The sequence below is a fragment of the Flectobacillus longus genome (assembly GCF_030056705.1).
Taxonomy (GTDB): Bacteria; Bacteroidota; Bacteroidia; order Cytophagales; family Spirosomataceae; genus Flectobacillus; species Flectobacillus longus.
The window spans coordinates 21,741-38,178 of record NZ_JASHIC010000002.1 but is presented as its reverse complement, the minus strand read 5'-3'; the positions used below and the strand labels follow the sequence as shown (position 1 = coordinate 38,178).

General features: G+C 37.0%; 12 protein-coding genes. 7 read left to right on the top strand and 5 right to left on the bottom strand.

Annotation, left to right across the window (positions count from 1 at the left end):
- Positions 1-187 precede the first annotated feature (187 nt).
- The 3 genes from QM491_RS01595 to QM491_RS01585 are packed head-to-tail and all read left to right on the top strand — an operon-like array spanning position 188 to position 5,924.
- Positions 188-1,318 carry an efflux RND transporter periplasmic adaptor subunit gene (locus QM491_RS01595; RefSeq protein ID WP_283325510.1) on the top strand — a complete coding sequence of 377 codons (1,131 nt, stop codon included), beginning with the start codon at positions 188-190 and terminating at the stop codon, positions 1,316-1,318.
- Between the two features lie 21 nt (positions 1,319-1,339).
- The gene (locus QM491_RS01590) at positions 1,340-4,489 is read left to right on the top strand and encodes an efflux RND transporter permease subunit (protein ID WP_283325509.1); all 3,150 of its coding nucleotides are present in this window, start codon (positions 1,340-1,342) and stop codon (positions 4,487-4,489) included.
- Entirely contained in the window at positions 4,482-5,924 is a 1,443-nt protein-coding gene (locus QM491_RS01585; protein ID WP_283325508.1) for a TolC family protein, read from the top strand. The genes QM491_RS01590 and QM491_RS01585 overlap by 8 nt, the downstream gene beginning before the upstream one ends.
- A gap of 220 nt (positions 5,925-6,144) precedes the next feature.
- Here QM491_RS01585 and purN read toward each other — a convergent pair whose 3' ends face one another.
- Complete coding sequence (gene purN, locus QM491_RS01580) at positions 6,145-6,714, bottom strand: phosphoribosylglycinamide formyltransferase (protein WP_283325507.1); 570 nt, start codon at positions 6,712-6,714, stop codon at positions 6,145-6,147.
- 90 nt (positions 6,715-6,804) lie between these two features.
- Between purN and QM491_RS01575 the strand changes: the two genes are divergently transcribed.
- On the top strand, positions 6,805-7,377 hold the full coding sequence (locus QM491_RS01575) for an META domain-containing protein (RefSeq protein ID WP_283325506.1): 573 nt from the start codon (positions 6,805-6,807) through the stop codon (positions 7,375-7,377).
- Between the two features lie 583 nt (positions 7,378-7,960).
- On the opposite strand, the gene QM491_RS01570 is transcribed toward QM491_RS01575, so the two are convergent.
- Positions 7,961-8,521, bottom strand: a complete 561-nt coding sequence (locus tag QM491_RS01570; RefSeq protein ID WP_283325505.1) for a DUF6580 family putative transport protein — start codon at positions 8,519-8,521, stop codon at positions 7,961-7,963.
- A 103-nt stretch (positions 8,522-8,624) separates the two neighbouring features.
- Here QM491_RS01570 and QM491_RS01565 point away from each other — a divergent pair, with 103 nt between their 5' ends.
- The 3 genes from QM491_RS01565 (at position 8,625) to QM491_RS01555 (ending at position 11,106) form a co-directional block, all read left to right on the top strand.
- On the top strand, positions 8,625-9,764 hold the full coding sequence (locus QM491_RS01565) for a 5-(carboxyamino)imidazole ribonucleotide synthase (protein ID WP_283325504.1): 1,140 nt from the start codon (positions 8,625-8,627) through the stop codon (positions 9,762-9,764).
- 42 nt (positions 9,765-9,806) lie between these two features.
- Positions 9,807-10,295, top strand: coding sequence for a 5-(carboxyamino)imidazole ribonucleotide mutase (gene purE / locus QM491_RS01560; RefSeq protein WP_283325503.1), 489 nt, complete (start codon positions 9,807-9,809; stop codon positions 10,293-10,295).
- A gap of 106 nt (positions 10,296-10,401) precedes the next feature.
- On the top strand, positions 10,402-11,106 hold the full coding sequence (locus tag QM491_RS01555) for a LysM peptidoglycan-binding domain-containing protein (RefSeq protein WP_283325502.1): 705 nt from the start codon (positions 10,402-10,404) through the stop codon (positions 11,104-11,106).
- Positions 11,107-11,330: 224 nt separating this feature from the next.
- Here QM491_RS01555 and QM491_RS01550 read toward each other — a convergent pair whose 3' ends face one another.
- The 3 genes from QM491_RS01550 to QM491_RS01540 all read right to left on the bottom strand — a co-directional run bounded on the left by QM491_RS01550 (position 11,331) and on the right by QM491_RS01540 (position 16,314).
- Entirely contained in the window at positions 11,331-12,551 is a 1,221-nt protein-coding gene (locus tag QM491_RS01550; protein WP_283325501.1) for a sugar MFS transporter, read from the bottom strand.
- A gap of 367 nt (positions 12,552-12,918) precedes the next feature.
- Positions 12,919-15,069 carry a S9 family peptidase gene (locus QM491_RS01545; protein ID WP_283325697.1) on the bottom strand — a complete coding sequence of 717 codons (2,151 nt, stop codon included), beginning with the start codon at positions 15,067-15,069 and terminating at the stop codon, positions 12,919-12,921.
- 129 nt (positions 15,070-15,198) lie between these two features.
- Positions 15,199-16,314 carry a hypothetical protein gene (locus tag QM491_RS01540; RefSeq protein ID WP_283325500.1) on the bottom strand — a complete coding sequence of 372 codons (1,116 nt, stop codon included), beginning with the start codon at positions 16,312-16,314 and terminating at the stop codon, positions 15,199-15,201.
- Positions 16,315-16,438: the final 124 nt, after the last annotated feature.

The following is a 16,438-nucleotide window of genomic DNA, read 5'->3' as shown; positions in this document are numbered from 1 at the left end:
TATAAAATTGCAATAGGCTAGTTATAATATTATAAACCTTATAATCAATGGTTTATCACAACATACTACCTTAACTCTATTAAAGCAATTAGCACTTTGATTCAATATATTGATAAGCTCAAAGGACAGGGAAGAGTATATCCTTGCATCACTTGAAGATTATCTCATTCAGACAAATAGAAAAATTATGAAGAGAATTCTGTTCGCAGCCAGCCTTTGTGTACTATTGGCATCCTGCAACAAAAAAGAAGAGAAAGCTGACATCACGCTTGAAAACTTCACAGTAACCTCGCCAATTGTGGTGGATACTTTTTTACACAATGATTATGTTGCCGAAATCAATGCGGTACAAAATGTAGAAATCCGAGCACGCATCAAAGGATATCTAGAGAAGATTTATATCGATGAAGGTAAATATGTCCAACAAGGGCAGTTGCTATTTACTATCAACAACCCCGAATTAAAAGAAGAATACATGCGCACAAAGGCCGTAGTAAGAAGTACTATGACCGAACTCAAAGCCGCAGAATTAGACTTTAGCAATGTAAAAAAGTTAGTTGATAAAAATGTAGTATCAAAAACCGAATTAGAGCTTGCCCAAAACAAGGTGGAGCTTGCTAGCGCCAAAGTAGAAGAAGCGCAAGCCAATGAGTCTTTTGCCAAAATCAAGCTTACTTACCTTCAAATTAAAGCACCCTTTAATGGTATTGTCAACCGTATTCCAAACAAACCTGGGAGTTTGATGGAAGATGGAACTTTATTGACAACCATTTCTAAAAACGATGAGGTTTTTGCCTATTTTGATGTTTCAGAAAAAGAATACTTAGACATTGCTGACAATGTCCGCAAGCAAAAAGATACAGCACCACAGGTAACGCTTCTTTTGGCAAATGGTGAAGAACATGACTACAAAGGTAAAGTAGAAACCAGCGAAGGAGAATTTGACAAAAGTACTGGTAACATTGCCTTTCGTGCACGCTTTCCCAATCCTCAAAAAATCCTCAAACATGGTGCAACAGGTAAAGTTCGCATTTTGCAACGCTACCGTAATGCGATGATCATTCCTCAAAAAGCTACTTTTGAGATTCAAGACCGCATGTATGTGTATGTAGTGGATAACAAAAACAAAGTAAAATCTAGGGCTATTAAAACCTCCAAACGTTTACCACACTTCTATATCGTAGACTCAGGACTAAGCACAGACGACCGAGTGGTATATGATGGTATTCAAAACTTAAAAGAAGGTTCGGAAATCAAACCGAAGTTTGTGGCACTCAAAACAATTGCCCAAGAGCTTTCCAAAACAGATTCTCATTAGTAGACCCTAAGATTATTCACTATGTTTAGTAATTTCATCAATAGACCCGTGCTATCCTTGGTAATATCCATCTTCATTGTGATTTTGGGTTTATTATCAATGACCTCCCTCCCTGTGACGCAATATCCAGATATTGCGCCTCCAGCCGTAACTGTTACGACCAAATATACAGGTGCCAACGCCGAAGTTTGCGCCAAAGCTGTAGTTACTCCTCTCGAACGTGCCATCAATGGTGTGCCCGGTATGACTTATATGACTTCCGTATCTGGTAACGACGGAAGTAGTATTATTCAAGTGTATTTTGAAGTAGGTACCGATCCCGACGTAGCAGCGGTAAACGTACAGAACCGAGCAACTACCGTTCTTGATGAGTTGCCCGAAGAAGTAATCAAAGCTGGGGTTGTAACTGAAAAAGAAGTAAATAGTATGCTTCTTTATATCAACTTGATTAGTGAAGATACTACCCTCGACGAAAAATTCATTTACAATTTTGCTGACATCAACGTTCTTGCTGAGTTAAAGCGTATCAATGGTGTAGGTTTTGTCGACATCATGGGCTCTCGAGAGTATGCTATGCGTGTATGGCTCAAACCTGGGCGCTTAGATGCCTATCAACTTTCGGCAGAAGATGTTATCAAGGCACTTCGTGAACAAAACGTAGAAGCTGCCCCAGGTAAAATCGGCGAAAGCTCTGGTCGTCAGGCTCAATCACTTCAGTATGTATTGCGCTATACTGGTAAAATGACCCAAAAAGAACAGTATGAAAATGTAGTGATAAAGGTAACTGATAGTGGCGAAATGCTTCGTTTGAAAGATGTTGCTGATATTGAATTTGGCTCATTGGATTATGATGTACTCTCAAAAGAAAATGGGAAGCCATCAGCTGCTATTGTTCTCAAGCAACGCCCAGGCTCTAATGCAAGTCAAGTGATTGCAGATATTAAAGCCCGTCTGGAGTTTTTGAAGGAAACTTCTTTCCCTCCAGGAATGACTTATACATTAAGTTATGACGTATCCAGATTCCTAGATGCCTCGATTCATGAAGTAGTCAAAACGTTATTTGAGGCATTTATATTAGTAGCCATTGTCGTATTTTTATTTTTACAGGATGTTCGTTCTACCTTAATTCCTGTACTTGCTGTACCAGTTTCTTTGATTGGTACATTTGCTTTTATGCAATTGTTTGGCTTTTCGATTAACCTCCTTACTTTATTTGCCTTGGTATTGGCAATTGGTATTGTAGTCGACGATGCCATTGTTGTAGTAGAGTCCGTCCATGCCAAAATGGAAGAAAAGCATCTGAGCGCTAAACTTGCCACTATCGAGTCTATCAACGAAATCAGTAGTGCTATTATCGCTATTACGTTAGTAATGTCAGCCGTATTTATTCCTGTAGCATTTTTGGATGGTCCTGTTGGGGTATTCTATCGACAATTTTCGGTAACTATGGCGATTGCGATTGTGATTTCGGGGGTCAATGCTCTTACACTCACACCAGCTTTATGTGCGCTGATTTTACAAAATCCTCATCATGGTGAGAAAAAGCAAAACCTCATAACTCGTTTCTTTGACGCTTTCAACCATCAATTCAACCGACTGACAGGTCGCTATGGCTCATTACTCAAAGCGATTGTCAATCGTAAATTAGTTACGTTGGGAGTACTAATCGCATTTAGTATTGGCTCATGGGGCGTAGCAAGTGTTTTACCTACCAGCTTTATTCCTACCGAAGACCAAGGAACTATCTATGCAAGTGTAACCACTCCTGTAGGCGCTACACTTGAGCGTACAGAAGAAGTCATGAACCAAATTGATAAGATAGCTCAAACTCTACCAGAGGTATCTTCTATATCTAGTTTGTCGGGCTTTAGTATGATGACCGATGGTGTTGGAGCTTCATTTGGTATGAGTACCATCAACCTAAAACCTTGGGAAGAAAGAAAAGCTACTGCTAACAAGTTGATTGACGAGTTGATTACTAAAACAAAACATATCAAAGGCGCCGACATTCAATTTTTCCCTCCTCCTGCTGTACCAGGATTTGGTAATGCCAGTGGTTTCGAAATGCGTTTATTGGATAAAACTGGAACAGGTAATCTTCAAAATATTGCCAAGGTGGCGGATGAGTTTATGGAAGAACTCCAGAAACGTCCTGAAATCAAGAATGTGTTTTCAAGCTTTAACCCTAATTTCCCTCAATATCTCATTCATGTTGATCAAGATTTAGCGGCCAAAAAAGGTATATCTGTAGACAATGCCATGAGTAACCTCCAGTCGTTGATTGGTAGTTTTTATGCGACTAACTTTATTACCTACGGGCAAATGTATAAGGTAATGGTGCAGTCTGACCCTAAATTTAGAGCACAGCCTGAAGACATTATGAAGTTGCGTATCAAAAATAAAAACGGAGAAATGGTGCCTTACGCCATTTTTAGTAGAATAGAACGTGTGTATGGCCCAGAGCAATTGACCCGCTATAATATGTATTTTTCGGCAATGCTTAATGGTGAGCCTGCTCCTGGTTATAGTACGGGGGATGCTATCAAAGCTATCAAAGAAGTGGCAAAAGCTAAACTTCCTCGTGGTTATACCTACGAATGGTCGGGTATGACACGTGAAGAGGTTTTATCTGGCAACCAAGTAATTTATGTATTCTTAATTTGTTTGTTGTTTGTATATCTATTGCTTTCGGCTCAATACGAAAGCTTCATTCTGCCTCTAGCGGTACTCATTTCATTACCTATTGGTATTTTCGGCTCGTTGTTCTTCTTGTACATTTTTGGTCTCGAAAACAATATTTACGCCCAAGTTGCCATGGTCATGTTGATAGGTTTATTGGGTAAGAATGCCATTTTGATTGTGGAGTTTGCCATGCACGAACAATCGCAAGGACGTACCATTATTCGAGCAGCAATTTCAGGGGCTATTGCTCGTTTCCGCCCTATTTTAATGACTTCATTTGCCTTTATTGCAGGGTTACTACCTCTTATGTCAGCCTCAGGTGCTGGTGCTATTGGCAACAGAACTATCGGTACGGCTGCGGCAGGCGGAATGTTATTTGGTACTGTTTTTGGCATTGTGATTATCCCAGGACTTTATGTACTATTTGCAAGCCTAGCTAGTAAAAAGAAGTCCAAAAACAACAAAAAAATTGAAGAAGCTTATGTTTAGATATAAAAAAGGTCTTTTATTCGCTCTTGTAATGCTTGGATTCAGTGCTTGTAAAATCAAACCTGAAATCCCACAAAATAAGCCTTTACTTGTAGCTTCCAGTACTTTTACTAACTACTCAGATTCAACACAAAAGGATATTCCAAGTATTGGGACATTTTTTGCTGACACCACCCTATCTGCGTTGATTGATACAGCTTTGCAAAACAACTTTGATTTGCAAGTAGCAATTCAAAGAGTAGAAGTAGCTCGTGCGGGAATTCGTTTTAGTCGTGGATTAGGTATCCCAGAAGTAAGCGCTGGCGTAAGTGCTGGTGGAAGAAAATTTGGGAACTATACTATCGATGGAGTCGGTAACTACGATACACAGTTTTCAACCAATATCAATGACAAACAAAGTATTCCTCAGCCTTTTATTCCTGATTACTTACTAGGTTTACAGTCTTCATGGGAAATTGATGTTTGGGGAAAACTCAAAAGCCAAAAAAAGGCTGCATTGGCAAGGTTTCTTTCTTCTGAGTTTGGGAAAAATTTAGTCCAAACTCAACTAGTAGCCGAAATCGCAGATGCTTACTTTGAGCTGTTGATTCTAGACAATGAGTTGGACTTTTTAGAAGAAAACATCAAACTACAACAGTTTTCTCTCGACATTGTTAGAGTAATGAAGCAAGCAGGCGAAGCCAATCAACTGGGAGTTGAATTACTGAAAGCACAATTACTGAGTTCAGCTGCCATGAAAGTTGAAGTTAATCAACAAATTATTCAGAATGAGAGTAGAATCAACTTTTTAATGGGCCGTTATCCACAGCCTATTAAACGTCCAAAATTTGCTTGGGAAAAAGTAATTCCTCCCACTCTTTCGGCAGGCATACCTTCAGGACTACTCACAAACAGACCAGATATTCGTCAAGCAGAGTTAGAGTTGCAAGCTCGAAACGCTGATTTATTTACAGCCAAAGCTGCATTTTATCCTTCTTTCAATATCAATGCAAATTTGGGACTACAATCTTTCAAAGCATTACTTTTATTGAACCCAGCTTCGGCAGCTTACGGTCTTGCAGGTAGCTTAATGGCACCTATTGCCAATAGAAGAGCTTTGGCAGCAGACTTGATGGCTTCACGTGCCGAACAAAAAACAGCTTATATTGACTATCAGAAAAGTGTTGTAAATGCCTTTACAGAAGTTTATAATTACCTTTATTTGATAAAAACCAATGCTGATATTTATAAATTAAAATCAGAAGAAGTTAACACGCTGAAAAATTCTATCGGGATTTCGACAGACCTTTTTCGTTCTGGACGAGCTACATATTTGGAAGTAATTACTGCACAAAAAAATGCACTACAATCCCAAATTGAGCTAATCAATGTGAAGAAAAAGCAATATAACGCCGTAGTGGGACTATACCGAGCACTAGGAGGTGGCTGGAAGTAAAGTAAGGTCAGGACGTACAACTATTTATCAAAAAAGCGTTTGGAAAATATTTTCCAAACGCTTTTTTGATACTACTACGCTATATCTGAATTACGCTATATCTGAATCGGCATAAGACGCTATCATTGCATATCTACCACTAGAATACAATTTTAAAAATAATCACTCATTCTCAATTCACTCAATTAGGGAATGACGCATGATTAAAAAGTCTCTTATTTTAAATCTCTTCTTTCAACAATTTTTCTACGACTTCAGGAAAGTGTTTATGTTCTAATACCTGTCCTTTTTTAGCTACATCTTCAGGAGTATCGGTAGATGTTACAGGATATGATGCTTGAAAAATGATAGCACCTTCATCATAATGCTCATTCACATAGTGAATCGTAATACCTGATTCAGTTTCTTTGTTTTCAACGACAGCTTCATGTACAAAGTGTCCATACATTCCCTTACCACCAAATTTAGGTAATAAAGCTGGGTGAATATTGATAATTTTGTTAGGAAATGCCTCTACTAGGTTTGATGGAATCAACCACAAGAAACCTGCTAAAACTACCCAATCAATTTCATTTTCTTTCAATAAGTCTACAATCTTATCGGACTTAAATTCGCTTCTAGTAAACAATATCAAAGGAATATTTAAACGTTCTGCACGTTGGATTACTCCAGCAGAAGGATTGTTACAAAGAATCAATTTGACCTGAGCCAAATCAGAATCTTTGAAATATTCTACCAAACGCTCAGCGTTCGAGCCTGATCCAGAGGCAAATACGGCAAGATTTTTCAAGATTTTTGAGGGAGTTTTATTCTACATTTTTTTACAAATTTATAGGATACGTTCCAACCATACTACTGCAATTGTACTCTTTATTCAAAAATGAAAAAGATTCTAAACGCATTAACTTCAAAAATTATGAAAATTGGGCTTCTATTTTTGCTTATTATGATTGGAGCAAGTGCTTGTCATCCGATAGAGAATGATGCCACTGCCAAAGGAAATATCAGTAATTTGGATAGCTTAAAAGGCACTTGGACGCTCAAATATGTTTTTCTAGGTGATGCTATCGATCAGCCTTGTTCGTCTAGTAAGATGTCTCATCCTATCACTCTTAATATTACCAACCAATTGGTTGACAATACCTCCGACACCTATGTCATTAATGGTCAGTCGGCCGTCAATTCAATTTTTGGCGGACTAAAAATCCTATCGTTCGATGAAAAAACTCAGATAGGAAAAGCTACTATAACACCATTGGGAAGTACAAAAATGGTAGGCTCAGAAGATTTGATGAATTGTGAGTTGAGATATTTTACACTCTTAAATGCCACCAAAGATTTTAAGATTATTCAAGATACCGATGGAAAAACCTATTTACATCTTGGCGACTTCAAGACTGATAATCAGCCTTCTAGAAATGGAGGAATGTATTTGATTTATACAAAAAATTAAGATAGACTTTTTAAACCTTTTCTGAAAAAGTTGTCTTACTAATTAAATTTTCAAATTGCATTGATTTAGATACCAAAAATATTACACCTAAAGAGGTACTGACACACACATTATGCACCTCTGTTAAAGTTAATATTGAATATGGTAAATACAAGAACAGATTTGCTTTGTGGAAAAGCTCCAACTATCTTATTTAGATAGTACGATAGCAAGAATTCTTGTCTTTCCTATTCTTCTTTTTTCAGACATTACACCGCTCAATGTATAAAAAATTGCTTACTTCTAACCTATCGATGGGGCTACTTAGGTAGCCCTTTATTTTTGGACAAAACATGAATCATCCCTAATTTAGTGATTTAGCGATTGAGTGCATGAGTGATTTAAAATTTGTATTCTGGCAGTAAAGATGCAATGATTGCGTCTTAAACTGAGTAAAATCTATCATAGTAGCATCAAAAAAGCGGTCGGAAAATATTTTCCGACCGCTTTTTTGATGAAAACTTAGAGAATAATCCCAATCTTAAAATTAGGGATGACTCATGTTGATACTTAAATACTGAATGACATATTTTTCAAACGCAATTTAGTAAGCCAATGCACGCACCTGACGTTTTGCAGCTTCAAATGCACCAAACATTAAAGCAGAAAACAAGAGATTACTCATCAATGTATTTTTCAAGAAAGGAATAGCATTGGTATAAGTCAACACCAAACCATTCATATCCTGTGTATAAAGCTTGCCCTCAGTCCAAACAAAAAAGTTAGAAACCAAGAAAAAAGCAAGTGTTCCTATCAAATTAGCAACCAATACATTTTGTGCTGTCACCTTTTTCAAAAGAAAAATACCAACTGTTACCATTACTGCAAAACTCACAAATACACCTGGCTCAATTCCAAAAGAGAAAGTTGGATAGTATTCTTTGTAAACAACATTGTTCAAAACCAAGTTTGAAATCCACAATGCCAACATAGGAATAGCATACGACCAACGCTTGTTGACAAAGTAAGCGCCTCCAAAAAGCGCCATTGCTCCTACTGGAGAAAAATTGGCTAAAGAAGGTGTTAAAAATAAAAAACGGCTCAACGCAGCCACTGTAATCATCCCTACGATTACCCCAAAACGAAGGTTTATTGAATTTTTCATGAAATGTCTTGATTTGATACACAACAAATTTAATAACCTTTCAATATTTAGCAGTAATTTTGGGGTATAAATAAACACGATTCTTGGTTTCGTGCTACAAATCATGCCAGTATTCTCGAAAAATTTCAAATTAGGCCTTTTAGGCGGTGGCCAGTTAGGCCGTATGATGCTCCAAGCTGCTATCGATTTAGACATCCATGTGAAGGCACTCGACCCAGACCCCAATGCTCCTTGTGCTAAAATTGCACCTGAGTTTGTCTGTGGTTCGTTCTTGGATTTTGATACCGTATATGCTTTCGGTCAAGACTGTGAAGTAATAACAATCGAAATCGAAAATGTCAATCTCGATGCTTTGAAAAAACTCCAATCCGAAGGTAAGAAGGTATTCCCTCAACCAGAAGTTTTGGAATTGATTCAAGATAAACGTATTCAGAAACAATTCTATCGTGATCATCAATTACCAACAGCAGATTTTGTCTTGACCGACAATGCCGAGGCTGTTGCAGTTAATGTTGATTTCTTGCCAGCGTTCAATAAATTAGGACGTGGTGGTTATGATGGAAAAGGTGTTCAACGAATTAGTTCAGCAAGTGATGTACACTTAGCTTTCGCAGAACCAAGTCTTTTAGAAAAAGCCGTAGATTTTGCTAAAGAAATCGCTGTAATCGTAGCCCGTAACGAGCAAGGAGAATGTAAAACATTCCCAACAGTTGAGTGCGTGTTCCATCCTGTTCACAATTTGGTTGAATATCTTTTTGCACCAGCAGACGTTTCTGTAGAAATTAGCGAAAAAGCCAAAGCTATTGCCATTGAAACTGCCGAAAAATTAGGGATTGTAGGATTAGTTGCAGTTGAGCTATTTTTGACAAAAGATGGAGAAGTTCTAATCAACGAAGTAGCGCCTCGCACGCACAATAGTGGTCATCATACGATTCGTGCAAATCATACTTCGCAGTTTGAGCAACACCTACGTGCAGTTTTGGGATTACCACTTGGCGATACCACTGCTCATAGTACTGCTGCCATGGTTAATCTTTTGGGCGAAGATGGTTATTCGGGCGATGCTCAGTATGAAGGGATGTCCGACGTCTTAAGTGTTGCAGGCGTATATCCGTTTTTATATGGTAAAACTACAACCAAACCATTCCGCAAAATGGGACATGTTACTGTTGTAGAAAATGACCTAGCGAAGTTGAAAGAAAAAGTAGATTTCGTAAAAAATACGTTGAAAGTAATCGCATAGTCTATTAGTAGACATTTCATTCATAAAAACAAATATATTCCAATGGTAGGAATCATCATGGGTAGCATCTCTGACTTGAAAGTTATGCAAGAAGCTGCCGACGTTATCAAAGAATTAGGCGTAGACTACGAAATCGATATTGTATCGGCACACCGTACACCCATCAAAATGGTTGAATATGCCCAAACAGCTCGTGAACGTGGTATCAAAGTAATCATTGCTGGTGCTGGTGGTGCAGCGCACTTACCAGGGATGGTCGCTTCGGTTACAACTTTACCTGTAATTGGTGTACCCGTAAAATCATCTAACTCTATTGACGGATGGGATTCTGTACTTTCTATTTTGCAAATGCCTTCAGGTGTACCCGTTGCTACGGTCGCTTTGAATGGTGCTAAAAATGCAGGAATCTTGGCAGTACAAATGTTAGGTATTGAAAACCCTGCGATTGCTGAAACTTTGGCTGAGTACAAAAAACAGCTGAGTAGCAAGGTAGACGATATGGTTACTGAATTGAAAAAAACCATTCAATAAATTATTTATCAAAAATCTCTTTCCCTTACAAGTTCAATCGTTAACTTAGGAAAGATTATTGGGATATGCTAAATCCTAGTATTTTGCCCTAATTAACCTTACGAAGATGGAAGACAAAAGAAACCCTCGACCAGTTGAAGAAAGTTCTCAAGTTCCTACTATTACCTTATTAGTATTATTGGGATTGATTGCTGCATTACTCTACGTTGGCTGGCAGTACTTAAAAGAAGACTCTATTTCAGACAATGAACTTACCAACGCTGGTACAGATAGCATTGCCGTGATTGACAATAATAGAGAATCTCCAGTAGTAGCTGAAGCAGCTTCTGATGACGAAAACGAAGATCAAGAAAAAGTTAAAGAATCAGAGGAAAAAAAATCAAAAAGTAAAGAGGAGCACAAAAAAGAAGAAAAGAAAGAGAAAAAGGCTGAGTCCAAAGAGAAAGAGGCTACTAAAACTAAGATAGAAAAAAGCACAGAAGCTAAGGCCTCTGATGCTAGCTTAGGTAAAGGAGAAACAATCACTCACGTAGTTCAAGCAGGTGAAACTTTCTTTGGAATCGCAAACCGATATAATCTCAAATGGCAATCTCTGCAAAAACTCAACCCTGGTGTAAATCCAGAAGGAATCAAAGTGGGGGTTACTAAACTAAAAGTTAGAGTTTTGAAAGTCCATACTGTTGGTACAGGAGATGTGCTTCGTGTTATTGCTCAGAAATATGGAGTGTCAAAATCACTCATTATGCAAGCAAACAAAAAGACAAAAGATATTACTGAAAAAGGTGAAAAGCTAATTATTCCATTGAAGTAAAAAGGACTTATTACATATTTTCTAATATTCTAAGACAATGCTTTTTGGTATTTGGGTTATTTCCAACTGTTGATCAAAAAAGGCGGTCGAAAAATTCATTTCGATCGCCTTTTTTGATATTATATTTCACTTTAGACGCAATCATTGCGTCTCTACTAGTAAATACTCAATCACTAAATTAGGAATGACTCATGTTTCAAGACTGATATGATAGAAACATTTTTCTACCAATTAGCCTTTTTATGTCCCCAAGTTGCATAATAAGCAATATACAAATACAAAGGAATCAACAAACCATAAGCTGATTGTGCACCGATTGTATCAGCCAATTTACCATACACTAATGGCAAAATAGCCCCTCCAGCAATCATCATTACTAATAACGCCGAGCCTAATTTGGTATATTTCCCTAGTCCATTAATTGCCAATGGCCAAATTGCAGGCCACATAATAGCATTTGATAAGCCCAACAATGCAATACTTAACACAGATGTATATCCTGTTGTAAACAATGCTACAAGCGTAATAATCACACCCAATAATGATGACAACTTTAACCAAGTTTGTTGTGATACATATTTAGGAATCAATACAATTCCTAATACATAACCTACCAACATCGACCATAAAGTAAATTGCCCAAAATCTTTGGCCTCTGATTCTGGAAAACCAAGTGAAATACCGTAGCTAATAATCGTATCTCCTGAAATTACTTCGAGTCCTACATAACTAAACAATGTTACCAAACCTAAAACCAGATTTGGGAAAGCCCAAATACTTGTTTTTTCATTTTTCTCCGTAGTATCGCCTTCTTGTTCTTCACTCACCTCAGGTAAGCCTTTTGAGAGCATAATCAAAATAGCTAGCACAATTAGAACACCAGTCAAAATCAAATAAGGAACTGTCACCTTGTCTAACTCTGTTTCGCTCGACACAGCTACACTTACCGTACTGCTTGCCAATAATAGCCCCCCCAATAGTTTTTGACTAAGGATACCTGCAATCTTGTTGGCAATACCCATAATACTAATACGTTGAGCAGCACTTTCGCGGTCACCCAAAATTGTCACATAAGGGTTTGAGGCAGTTTGTAATAAGGTCAAACCGATACCAATTACAAATAAGCCTACCAAGAAGAGAATATAAGAAGCCATTTTGGCAGCAGGGACAAAAGTCAATGTACCAATTGCCATTATTCCCAATCCTACAGCCATCCCTTTTTTGAAACCAATTTTTTTCAAAATTTCAGACGAAGGAATCGCCATGACTGTATAAGAAATAAAAAAAGCGAAGGTAACAAGCAATGAACTTGTGTTGTCGAGGTTAAATGCTTTCTTAAAAAAAGCGATAAGTGTTCCGTTCACCCACGTGACAAAACCGAACACGAAGAATAATACCCCAATGATAATCAATGGGCCTAAGTAATTTTGCTTTTTGTTGTTCATGATTTATATAAGAAAATTGGGAATAACGTAATATATTACTTAAAAATATCATTATTATACCTAAAATGATATATGATAAAATGATACTCATCGTATTAATACTCAAAAAAAATATATTTCATGTATAATTTGGCTGTTTTTACTAAAAAAACATTATGCAATATACTGATTTTCAGAATAAATAAATACAAATATTCGTATTTCACAGTAAATAATTACTAATTATAGGTTTTTAAAAATTAAATTCAGCAATATATTGCCACTTAAGCAAAAAATATATAAATAAAAAACCACAGAATATAAGCGATTTAAGTGCCAATATTCTGTGGTAATAAATAAATTTTTACTCTACAAAACTTAGTTTTGATTAAAGATTTTTCTCCAAAAAGCTCGTCATCATGGTATAAAGATGTAAGCGAGTGTTGCCGCCTGCAATTCCATGATTTTTGTTTGGATAATAAAATGACTGGAACTGCTTATTATTTTTAATCAAGGCATCTTCCAATGCCACTGCATTTTGAAAGTGTACGTTATCGTCGCCCGTTCCGTGCACTAATAGGAAATTTCCTTTCAAGTTTTTGGCATGAGTTACTGGCGAATTGTCGTCATAACCTGAAGGATTTTCCTGTGGCGTTCTCAAAAAACGTTCTGTGTACACAGTATCATAATAACGCCAGTTGGTAACAGGTGCTACCGCAATAGCAGCTTTGAAAACGTCTGCTCCTTGAAATAAACAATTGGATGCCATAAAACCGCCATACGACCACCCTTGGATACCAATACGAGTAGCATCGATAAATGGTAATCTACCAAAATATTTAGCTGCTTCAATTTGATCATGAACCTCCAACTTTCCTAAGTTCAAATAAGTACATTTCTTAAATTCAGAACCACGACCACCTGTACCACGATTATCTACACATGCAATAATATATCCTTTTTGAGCCAAAATCTGATACCAGAAAAAATTAGCGCCATCATATTGATTCAATACTTGTTGGCTTCCTGGCCCTCCATACACAAACATCAACAATGGATATTTTTTATTTGGATCAAAATTGACTGGTTTAATTATCCAAGAGTTTAACTCAACACCTTCGGCTGTTTTAATTACTGTAAATTCCTTTGGCGAAATATTATAGCCTGTCAAACGAGCACGTAAGTCAGCATTGTCTTCCAACACTTTTACTAATTGAGCATTTGCCGAACGATACAAGCTTACTTTCAATGGACTATTCGATGCGGTGTTGTTCAATATAAAGTATTTGAAATCAGGGCTAAAATTGGCCGAGTTAACTCCCCTATCAATCGACAACTTCTTTTTTACTTTTCCATCCAATGAAATACTATACAAATGGCGTTCAATTGAAGCTATCTCAGTAGAAGTAAAATAGAGTGTATTTGATGATTCATCTATACCATAAAAATTGTCAACTTCCCATTTCCCATTAGTAATCTGGCGAACTTCACGACCCGACATATCATACTGGTATAGATGTTTATATCCTCCTTTTTCGGAAGACATAATAAAACTTTTTCCATCTGCCAAATAGGTTAGGTCATCACCAAAGTTTTCGACATCGACATAGGTTCTACTTTCCTCAATTAAGATTGTAGTCGTTTTTCCTGTAAACACATCAGCATGAATTAACTCCATTTTGTTTTGATAACGATTCAAACGACTGATAGACAAAACATTGGGATTGATAGTCCAACGAATACGAGGGATATATAAATCAGTTTCTTTGCCCAAATCCATTTTCACAGTTTTAGTTTCTACAAGATTATATACCGAAATACTTACAGTAGAATTTGGTTCACCTGCTTTTGGGTACTTATAGCGATAATCTGTAGGGTACAACTTACCCCACATTTGCATATTGTATTCTGGAACTTTGCTCTCGTCAAAGGTATAAAAAGCAATTTTACGGCTATCTGGCGACCAGAAAAATGCTTTTGCAAATGAAAACTCTTCTTCATAAACCCAATCACACATACCATTGATGATATTATTCCATTTGCCATCCGTCGTAATTTGACGCTCAGACATCGTATTCAAATCAACCATAAATAGGTTGTTTTGACGTACAAAGGCTATTTTAGTACCATCTGGAGAAAACGTTGCAAAAGACTGCTTTCCTCCTGATGATAGTTTAGCTAGCTTTTTAGTCTTAATATCATATACAAAGTTTTCAGCACGCGAACTGCGACGATAGATTTGCTCTGGGTCTGTTTCAATTAAGATTTTTTGTTCGTTTGAAGACAATGTGTAGTCAGCTATAGTAATTTTTTGACCAAGGTTTTCTACACTTACTCCCTCATCAAATAGTGTTTCTACGGCAGCTCCGTCAGTAACTTGATGCTTAACAATGCGGCCATTTTCCAAAGCTGAATAGAATGAACCGTCTTTCATCCAGTTGATACTTCGAACTTGTTTTTGCGAAAAAGCAAATTTGGTCCAAACTTCATCAAGGCTTACATTCTTTTTTTGAGCAACTACACTCAGGCTATTGTACATAAGCAATGCTATTACGGAACAAATGATTAGATGTTTTTTTTTCACTGTATATAAAGGTTTCTGTTGTTGATATAACTTTATGAATCACAAAGCCTGTCAAATTTAAGTAAAATAGCGCAATTTATTACCCTAGTTCTGACTGGTTTTTGGACTCTTTCGTTTAAAAATGACAGCTCCAAATTCAGCTTTTTTCCCATATTTTTGCATACCATCGCAAGAACTAAGTACAGTCACCAGCTCTATTTCATTACGAGAAAACTTCTTTAGTTTTTCCATGTCTATTTCTTCGTTATCAACAATATACAGGGGTACTTCAGGTTTTTTGTTCTCACGCATTTGTTTCAGCTCGGACAGCACACGTGACATATTTGCAGATGAACGATAAAATACCTGTCTGGTTTTAATCTTAATCGTATCAACTTTATTTTCTTTTCTTTCGGGAGTAGGAAAAGAAGTACTTCCTTGTCCTAGACTAGTTTCGATAGACACGACGCCATCCAAATCTATTGTTTTTCGGTTGATATGTTCATTTTCGAGTCGATTATCTATCATATAAATCACCGATTGTGCTTCAAGCTTAGCTTTTCGATAAGCCCTGAACTCACTTATATCTGATAGCACTGTATCTGACAGCACTTTCCATTTGCCATCCAAAGGATTTCGCTCTTCTTCTACTATGTTTATTTTGAAAACAAGATTGGGAAACTTCTTTGTTTTATATGTCTTTACAACCACTAGGCCTCCTTCAAATCGTGAACTAAAATAGCGCTTCGCATTTTCAGGAGAATATACTTTAATAGATTCTGCTTCGTCTAGCTTAAGATGATGGGCAGTAAAACCAATAGTTTGAAGTTGTCCATCAATCAAATATCGAGGCATAATAGAAGTATTTTCTGATGAAATACCTAAACCATCAAAAAAAGGTTGCTCAACCGAACAGGTGTAACGAAGCTCTTCTAAGGTTAAATTTCTAAAAGTGACAAAACTTTCGGGTAAGTCATCATTATACTGAATAGTTGCTGCTGACAGTGGAACAGGCTTCTTTTGACTCGGTTTTTCTTTTAAATACACATAGTAAGTTGCGGTATCGGTAGCATTGCCGTATACTTGAACATTTGGCATTTTGTCGAGATATGATTTATTGGGAAAAATTATCTCATTGACTCTAATGATTGCTTCAGGGTGTATTTGCTTTTTGTCGAAGACTTGATTTTTGGGTGCAAACCAAGGTATATGACTCATCATAGTTCTCACAGAGGTTAAATCCTCTACTTTATAATAAACAAGGGAATCAAGAGGAATATTAAAACGCCTCATAGAAATTTCTGTATTCTGAGAATAGGTTTTAAACGATAGAAAAACCAATAGG